Source organism: Mesorhizobium sp. P2_D6, from assembly GCF_056404315.1.
On record NZ_JBFUEG010000063.1, the window covers coordinates 1 to 2,647 of the forward strand.

Here is a 2,647-nt window from a genome sequence, read left to right on the forward strand (position 1 = left end):
GGAGGACCGAGGTCGTCGGCATCTTCCCCAATGACGATGCCATCGTCCGCCTCGTCGGCGCGTTGCTGCTTGAACAGAATGATGAATGGGCCGTGCAGCGGGCGCGCTACATGACTCTTGAGACCATCAGCCAGATGAGCGATGATCCGCTCATCAGCCTGCCGGCAGTGGCGCGCTGATCAGTCCGGCCCATGCCGGAGAGCACGGCGACCAATGCCGTCAGCTACACCACGCCAGTGGGCACGATCAGGGAAGGCCGGCGGCGGAGCGCCGACGCTTCGGCTATCGCCGCATTAAGCGGAGTGGTGTAGGTGTAGGTGTAGGTGTAGGTGTAGGTGACGGTATCGGTAGCTTCAATGTTCGACTTTAAGGCAGGATTGATCAGTGCGCCATGGCTGGCAGGCTGACAAGCTGACAAGCTGAAGGGTAATAATGTAGCAGGCCTGCTACACCACCATGACGCTGCCGCAAGGGCAGAATTAGCACGAAAGTCAGCGGATTTTACCAGCAGAATAGCTGGTTGAGGGATCACGTTTGGTGTGAATCAGCATCAAATTCGGAGATACCGCTAGCCCATGTTGGCCGACTGCGTTCGCTTAGCAGATCAGCCGGGACAATACGAGGGGCGAAGCGCCTCGGCCGATGTCGACCTCGGCTTAGAAAAAAACACGAGGGCGACATAATCTACTGCAATCTAATACACCTAGCCTCTAGCTCAATTCATCTCGGATAGCGCGAATCGCAGCGAGTGTATCGTTTGAATCAAACGTGGGTTCGGGTTCCGGTCGATTGTGGGTTTGCAACTCTGCTGGGACTGGCCTGTGGGAGAGTTTCACCGCCGCAAAATCAGATTGCGGGTCCATATAGAGAAATTGGCCGCCATAGCCGCCATGAGAAAAGTCGCGTCGTTTCCGGTCATGGATCACGAAACAATTGTGGTAAGCGCGCAGTCCATCCTGCAACTGGAATAACTGGTCACGTGCTGCCCGTGTGTCGTCAATCCATTCAGCTGGAACGATCTGTTTCCCGTTGAGTTCGCCGCGGCGCAGATGCAGCAGCGCGAAGCGGGCCCAGTCACGAAGTGTTGCCTGGAATCCACCGGACGTCATGGCATGCCGCGCCGGATCCACAATTTGGCAGGCGTCTTCCTCCGCTCCCATCGGGGCCCATAACTCGCTGCTGAACAGCTCCGGGAGAAACTTGCCGGTTACGCGCTGCATTATGAAGCCCAACACGTCATGGTTAGGGTCAAAGTACGCGTACCGCACGCCGTGCGGCGCCTCCTGCTCCGTTATTCCCAGGATGGCCTCCCAGACACTAGCTGGCGCGTCAGAATACGATTCCACAGGGCCATGATATCCCAAAGCCACGACAAAGTTGTAGTACTGGCTACCTGCCACATACTGGTCCTTCTCCCCTTTCCCAATCGTGGCGCCTGCAGTGTGGTCAAGGAGTTGCTGCACCGTGGCGCCGCGATAGGAGGTAGCCTCCAGTTCCGGCAAATACCTTGTTACCAAATTGCCAGGATCAATGAGTCCTTGGCCGACCAGTATCCCGACCATCGTCCCTGTCAGGGTCTTCGATACTGATCTACCAACGTGCTTAAGATGCGGCTCCATGCAATTCATGTATGTCTCAGACACGACCTCGCCGCAGTGCATTACCAGAAAGCCGGCAGTATGATCCTGCTCGAGAAACTCGCGGACTGTGGCGCGCCGGTCACCGGTGAATGCGATTTCAATGCCTCCGATGTCTCTGGGCCGCTGCGGCAGCGGAAGGACCGGTCCTCGGCCCCGCCAAACCGTGGCGGTTCGCGTATGTTCGCTCACATGCGAAAATGTCCAACGGCTATGAGGCCACAGGGACCACTCTTTTGCCGGGATTATAGGCGCGCCTGGCGTTGGATCGAGCTGCCACGACTGGGGATCGGACTGCGATGAGTTGCTGGCAACTGGAGCGGTTGGGGTGGATTGCCTCTTTGCTATTCCCGAACGGAGCGAAGCGGAGGTCGCGACCCCAGTCAAATTCCGAACATCTCGCGTACTATTCACAACGGTTCCCTCCCTCGAGCATATTCGAGACGTCCGGTCGCCTGCCAGTGATCGATGCATCCAACGCGAAGCCGCGGAACCACCAACGGGCGGCATACAGTGGGAGACCCTCATGTTGATGCATTAACAAGGCTAGCATGTGTGTAAGAGCCGCTTTGCGCGAGGCGCCCGTCCGCGAGCAGGAAATCTGCATTTTTCTAGTCTTCCGCGCACCAAGCCCTCAGATGACGCTGAATGCCCCCTCACAATCAAAGGCTTTAGTTGCGTGAAATCGTAGTGGAGTGCAGTGGACCTATTTGACCGAGGGGTGCCTCCATACCGGCCTTTGGGTACAGTTTTGTTAATCGTGACCTGCCACTGAATTTTCATCCGGCTGCAGTTAGAGCCTCGGCGGGTTTTGCTCTGAACCCATTGTTTGGACCGCCGGAAGATGGAGTTTCCCGGCTTTTTCACGATGGCGGGCTGGTGGCGCCATCGGGATTGAGCAACGAGATTGGGACCTTGTGCCCGATCGCCCCATGCGGGCGCTCCTCGTTGTAGTATCTGCGCCAATCCTCCATCTTTTCAGCCGCGTCTGCAAGCGTGAGGAACCAGTG

General features: G+C 57.3%; 3 protein-coding genes. 1 reads left to right on the forward strand and 2 read right to left on the reverse strand.

All coding sequences use genetic code 11. From position 1 onward, the window contains the following. Positions 1–179, forward strand: a 179-nt coding sequence (locus tag AC1D1L_RS33545; RefSeq protein ID WP_477345801.1) for a transposase, incomplete at its 5' end; no start/stop codon positions are given. Between the two features lie 531 nt (positions 180–710). Here the strand turns inward: AC1D1L_RS33545 and AC1D1L_RS33550 are convergent. Together AC1D1L_RS33550 and AC1D1L_RS33555 are read right to left on the reverse strand one after the other, a co-directional pair. After that, entirely contained in the window at positions 711–1,829 is a 1,119-nt protein-coding gene (locus AC1D1L_RS33550) for a serine hydrolase domain-containing protein (RefSeq protein WP_477345799.1), read from the reverse strand. 671 nt (positions 1,830–2,500) lie between these two features. Beyond that, positions 2,501–2,647: integrase core domain-containing protein (locus AC1D1L_RS33555; RefSeq protein ID WP_477345802.1), on the reverse strand; the 147-nt coding region annotated here is incomplete at its 5' end.